7 protein-coding genes are annotated in these 5971 nt (G+C 37.6%); all 7 read left to right on the top strand.

All coding sequences use genetic code 11. The features are described 5' to 3' along the window. Positions 1-257: 257 nt before the first annotated feature. The 7 genes from WMW72_RS35400 (at position 258) to WMW72_RS35370 (ending at position 5840) form a co-directional block, all read left to right on the top strand. The gene (locus WMW72_RS35400; RefSeq protein WP_341420296.1) at positions 258-767 is read left to right on the top strand and encodes a hypothetical protein; all 510 of its coding nucleotides are present in this window, start codon (positions 258-260) and stop codon (positions 765-767) included. 207 nt (positions 768-974) lie between these two features. Next, on the top strand, positions 975-1442 hold the full coding sequence (locus WMW72_RS35395) for a hypothetical protein (protein ID WP_341420295.1): 468 nt from the start codon (positions 975-977) through the stop codon (positions 1440-1442). A 176-nt stretch (positions 1443-1618) separates the two neighbouring features. Continuing rightward, entirely contained in the window at positions 1619-2023 is a 405-nt protein-coding gene (locus WMW72_RS35390; protein ID WP_341420294.1) for a hypothetical protein, read from the top strand. 171 nt (positions 2024-2194) lie between these two features. After that, positions 2195-2632: a DUF3888 domain-containing protein gene (locus tag WMW72_RS35385; RefSeq protein ID WP_341420293.1), complete on the top strand. Its 438-nt coding sequence runs from the start codon at positions 2195-2197 to the stop codon at positions 2630-2632. 161 nt (positions 2633-2793) lie between these two features. Continuing rightward, positions 2794-3141 (top strand): DUF3221 domain-containing protein, encoded by a 348-nt coding sequence (locus WMW72_RS35380; protein WP_341420292.1) that lies wholly within the window; start codon positions 2794-2796, stop codon positions 3139-3141. Positions 3142-3530: 389 nt separating this feature from the next. Next, positions 3531-3824, top strand: coding sequence for a DUF4367 domain-containing protein (locus WMW72_RS35375; protein ID WP_341420291.1), 294 nt, complete (start codon positions 3531-3533; stop codon positions 3822-3824). Between the two features lie 558 nt (positions 3825-4382). Beyond that, positions 4383-5840: an IS110 family transposase gene (locus tag WMW72_RS35370; protein ID WP_423227644.1), complete on the top strand. Its 1458-nt coding sequence runs from the start codon at positions 4383-4385 to the stop codon at positions 5838-5840. Positions 5841-5971: the final 131 nt, after the last annotated feature.

Here is a 5971-nt window from a genome sequence, read left to right as displayed (position 1 = left end):
GTGTTTTCTTAGTGCTTAGGTTAAGATAAGACTCCTTTAAAAGCACTACATGCTACCCGCGTATGTTCTTTAATTAATATTTGGAAATGGTACATAATGGAGGAGGGTCGTAGCCCAAGCGAAGGCGCGGGAGCTTCCTTTTTATTGAACTAACGGGCAGTTTAACGCAATAAATGTTAAAATTCCGTCGCGGTTTCTAATTATGGTAATATTAGAACAGAGAAATATTTTCACTTGATTCTGAGGGAGGAGTGGAGATGAGATATTCAAAACGTAGCTGGTCTTTTATTATAGGCTGTATAATAGTTGCCTCGATTACGGTAGTGATTTTTGCAACAAAAAGACCTGTTATCAAAACAATGGCATTATCCTATGCTTTTGATGTTACCGATACACGGAGGCTTGTCGGTTGGGCAGATAATGTATTTGTCGGGAAAGTGGTAAAACAGGTTGGAACTAAAACATTAATTGGAACTCCTGAAACTCAGTTTAAGGTGGAAGTTTCTGATAATATAAAAGGTAAATTTAACGGAACAGTAATCGTAAATCAACAAGGTGGATTTAATAAATTTGAATTAATACTAATTGAAAATGACCAGTTACTTCAAGAAGGACAATCATATTTATTTGTAACTAAGCATTTGAAGGAAGAGAATTGGAATACATTAGTACCAGTTTATGGTGACATTCTAATTGACAATAAAGAAGCAAAAAAAGAACTAATTGATAAATACACAAAAGCTTATAAAAATGAAATTCCATACTAACGGGAGACTTTAATTCAGCATCACGAAAGCAGCCGACGTATTACGTTCGGTTGCTTTTTTGTTGAACTAAAGGGGAGGATAATTCAAATCAATTTGGATACTATATCCAAGAAGTGAGTTAGATTGTTGCCAAGGTACTATTGTTAACAAGCTTCCTGTTTGGACAAGCACATATGCACGAGATAAACAACGGAGGAGTAAAGCAAAGTGCTTAAAAAGATGATAATTGCGCTATCACTAGTGTTACTTCTAAATTCAAGTGTTGTCTATGCCGGAGATCCCTATCCATACCATTCAAAGCTCAGAAACGATATTACAATATATGAGCAGAAAGTAAGTCAGCATGTACTTATTCCAACCTGGCTACCACCTAAGTACAAGCCGATTAGCGCCAGCATAACACGCAAGACGAATCTCATAATTACATATTCTCGGGGGTGGGAGATACACGACGGAGAGATCGAACTACAAGTGAATACTAAATCCGAAATAAAGGAAACTGGCTTATCCAAAATCAAGCTTGAAAACGGCACAACAGCTTATTTCAAAGAAGAACGTCTGGAAGGTCCGTTCGATAATGTCCCTTTTGATGGCGACTATGTGAGATTGTATTTTTACGATAACAATCTTTTGTTATACGCTTGGCATGGGGTCGAAAGCGATAAGTACGGCTAAAATGAAACGGATTCTAATCAAATTAGTAAATTCAATGACTTAAGCTAAACGGAGAACATTAGTTCAAAAACAAACTTGATAGTAGCCGAGAAACTTCTATTGCTGTTTTAAGCTGGTCAGTTATCTTTAGTTATACAAAAACATACCATTAACTGAGTAAGTAGTATTGGAGTGGTATGATGTATAGAAAGATTATTATCTTTAGTATTGGGATATTAGGAGTTGTATTATTACTTTTTCACTTCAATGTTAATGAAGAAAAAAGAGCGGTAGAATTAACTCTGGAGAAGATTAAAGAACTGAAAGACCCTCATTTGAGCGTACCATTTCCTAATAAACAAGCAATCAAGAGAATTAAAGTATCAACTGGAGGCCCACCTGGTTCTTTTACATTTGTAACCTTAAATACTAAGGTAATTCGGTTGAATAAAGAGACATTCGAAGTCACTTTAGTAAAGGACTGGCATATGAAGGTAAATAATATTTATGTCAAAAGTTATTGGACATATAAAGTCCAAAATAATAATGTAACCCTAATTAAAAAGGATGACAGAGAAGACGTAATGGCGGTCATTGGTTAGTGGAATACTGTTTGTTCAACTAACGAGGAACTTTAGTTCAACAATCCCAGGAGCAGTTACCGTCACGGCAACTGCTTTTTTTCTCGTTAAGCATTCACAAATGAATACACTTCCCTTACCTGGACAGATTAAGTTGTGATTGGTGTAATAAGGTAATGGAGGGGAATTCTTTTGAAGGTTTTAATTTGCTTTGTAATCTTATTTTCAATAGTCGGAACGCAAGCCACTTTTTCTAATGCAGTCGGTAAGAAGCCACTTGAGGACTCGAGGGAACTACAACTTCAAGATATGCTTGTATTACTTTTAGTACCGCATATGCAAGAGAAGTTAGCTGAAGTATATTCAGATGTATTTACAGTACCGGGATCACCAGATATATATCCTTATTTTGTTGAAGTAACGCATACTGAAAGAACCAATGGTTTCCGTGGTTTTGATTTATTAATCACACTCCATGTGCGTCCAACTGTTGGCCCTCATATCCCAGTTGGTGAAGATGTTTTTACATATAGGATCTCGCCTGCTGGAGTTGAGCTAAAAAATCTTGAACATCTTAAAGGACCGAATAAGAAAGATTTCCCTCCAAATTACCAAGATCTTTTAAAGTAACGGGAGACTATAGCTCAATAAGAACAGTGCAGCAACCGGCGACTTACGTTCGGTTGCTTTTTTATTGAACTAAAGGGCAACAGTACAGCTAAAGGAACTTTTCAGATGTGACTAGCGTCTAAACGATTAGAGTTTTGTGATGAACTTGTTGGAGGGATAAAATGAAAAAAGGCTTGTTGATTCTGTTTTTTTTGTTAACGGTGATGGTCTTTGTAGGCTGTTCGTCTTCAAGAAATTCCGATGATAGTTGGGATTACAATGAAGGTTTCGTCGTCTCAAAAGAAGACGGAAGAATCCTCGTGGTTCGTAAAAAGCCATCCGATTTCAAAGCCCCCCTTAGCGACATACTACAAAATGCCAAACCGAACGCGATGTGGATTTCGGTTGAACAAGTCGATTATGACGCTGTCGCGGTAGGTGACCACGTGAGCATTAAGATTCCGAACGGCGGCATTATTAACCGATCTTACCCAGCTCAAACGACGGCGGACGTGGAATTATTACGCTAGCGGGAAACGTTAGTTCATAATCTCAACGGTATTTGAGTATAGGGCAGTTTTGCAGGACGACTATATATGGGCTGATTTGGAAATCATACACCTAATCAATATATAGGTGGGATATCATGAGAAAGATTCTTTATGTATTATTTACTGTGGTAATGTTTTCAACCAGCTCGTTTGTTCAGGCTAATGAAAGTCCTTCCCACGCCTCGAAATATCACAAATTGGATAGCACCGAACTCAACGAAGTTAGGCTAAAGTCAGAATTCAAATTACTTGTTCCTGAAAACATACCTGACGGTTGGACAGTAGAACTTAAGTCTCCTTATCCGTTGGACACCACCAGAGCAATATAGTACGTTAGACTACACTACTTTGATAAAGATGAAAACTATATGTTTGGGATTGAACAACACAAGGCAATTGGGTACAAAAGTAAAAAAAAACATACATACATTGATGTCCGTAATAACACAAGTGAAACGAAAATTGTTGAAGAGGATTTTAAATTTGATACGAGCGGTGAAATTATAAAATTTAACGAACTTGAAGCACGGTTTACTCCAAGGGAAAAAAATTCCACGCCAGGTGGGTTTTTACGATGGATACAAGAAGGTACTTATATTGAGATAGTCAGCTCTGAAATGTCAAAAAAGAAGATGATTAAGATAGCCAAATCGATGAAATGATTATTAAAACTAACGGGAACGATAGCTCAACAAATTGCTTTTACCATATAAGAGCAACATGTTAATATATGTTTGTACCAGTTAACCCCTGAGTCTAACGTGGAGCATATAAGTATAAGACTTCTATAAAGTGTTTGTGGTAACTGGTACATAACTTAGAGGATTTGGCGGTAAGTAGTCGTATATATATATTGTGCAGTGACCTCTCAGGGAAACAACCGCCCCTAATAGGTTTGGAGCCAGCAGGGATCCCCTCCTGGACTTCTTTAACAGAAATGAGGCGCTCCATGTTCTTGGCGCTGCACAAACTTATAAATTATCAACTTGTCGTGTGACAAGTTTTTTTGCGTGTAAACAAAGAACTTAACAGAAGAAAGAAGGAAAATGTTTCTATCTGTCGAAAGAACATAATAGAAAGCCCTTTAAAGTGTTGAGGCGAATACTCGACCTCTAAGTTTATTTTGGGTAATGCACTGACTCTGAAACCTGACATGCTACATTGGGCCCGTATTGGAGCTCTTAAGAAAACTTGGTTAGTCTGGTGCTAATTGAATGCAAATAGGTGATCATCAGTTGAATAATTTTATGCTTACGGGTACAAGCATTAATGAAGGCCAAGACAATTCTAGAGCTTTTTACCCCTTCTATGTTGGAGTAGATATCGGCTCGGACTTCCATGTTGCTGCTTGCATTCCATTTGAAAAGTTCCGCAATGAGAAGGAATGGAAACGCAGTAAAACGATGAAGTTTAACTCGGATAGTCAAGGAATTACAAAGTTTATCAATGCCTTAGAAGATATTCAAGCTCAATTCGGTTATAAACCTCAGGATTTCTTTGTATTGCTGGAGCCTACTGGCGGACATTATTCATATTTGGTTGTTCGAGTTCTACTAGATCGAGGTTATTCAATATATCAGGTTGAAAATAAAGCTGTAAAGGACTTTCGTGAACGCCAACTAGGACTTAATGAAAAGTCCGATGAAATTGATGCTAGGATTATGGCCTACATGGGATGGCACAAGACGCTTCATCCTGATATGCGCTCTGTGCGAATTGTTCGTCCAGCAAGTGCAGAACAGATTTTGTATCGCACCTTAACAAGGGATCGTTGGTTACTTACTACTCAATTAACGAGACGGAAGAATCAGATCCAGCAGCTATTTTCAGTGACCAATCCAGAACTTAAACGCGCTTTCAAAAAAACAAGTGCGTTAACTGTCCTTAAGCTGGCACTGAAATATCCTACTGCACAAGAAATGGCAGAGTTAACTCAAGATGAACTTAGGCAAACTCTAATAGCGATTGGAGCGAAATCAGCTGCTACAAAAGCCTCCACGGTGTTAGCGGAGCTGTTACCGAATACTTTGGCATTTAATATTCCACACTTAACTGAAAGGCAAACGTGGCTTATTGAAGAATCGCTGCGTATAGACGAAGCGATTAAAAGTATGGATAAACAGATAACATCCTTGCTTTATGGTGATCAAGTAAAAGGATATAGTCCTCATCCTTATACAAAAATACTAATGTCCTTCCCCATCATGAGTGAATCTATGGCGTGTACCTTTATCGGCGCAATTGGTGACATAGAGCGTTTCTCAACATACTTAGAATTCAAAAAGTATCTTGGTGTTGCCGCAGAAAATAAAGTCTCGGGCACATCAGTTTCTAAGAGTAGGCAGACATACGAAGGCGTTAGAGATACTCGAAGAGTACTATTTTTAATGACCCTTCTGTTATTATCTCCGAAGATAAGCGAAAATAGTTTTCGTGTTTACTATAAGCGATTAGTTGAAAGAGGAATGGCAAAGAGAAAAGCAATTGGTCATGTTTGTGGCAAAATAGCCCATGTACTATACTCTTGCCTTAAAAACAATGAAATGTATGATCCTTTCAAACATGCTAGTAAAATGGGAGTGACTTTAGAAGACGATAAAGTAAGATTAAAGATCCCGACTAATTTAGAAGACTTCGAAATCCAGGCTGATAAATTAGCAGACGATGATGTTTTATAATTGATAAGAACCTACACTGCCTTATTTAGGAGCAAAGAGAGCCCATACCCTTATAAATTGGAAAATTAATTTACTTCCAAATACGGTTATGGGCTTGTTTACTTTTCATAAGCACTACACTACATTAGACT

It is taken from the genome of Paenibacillus filicis (assembly GCF_038070315.1).
Lineage (GTDB): Bacteria > Bacillota > Bacilli > Paenibacillales > NBRC-103111 > Paenibacillus_G > Paenibacillus_G filicis.
Note: the sequence above shows the minus strand (reverse complement) of the source record. Positions and strands in the feature narration are given on the sequence as shown.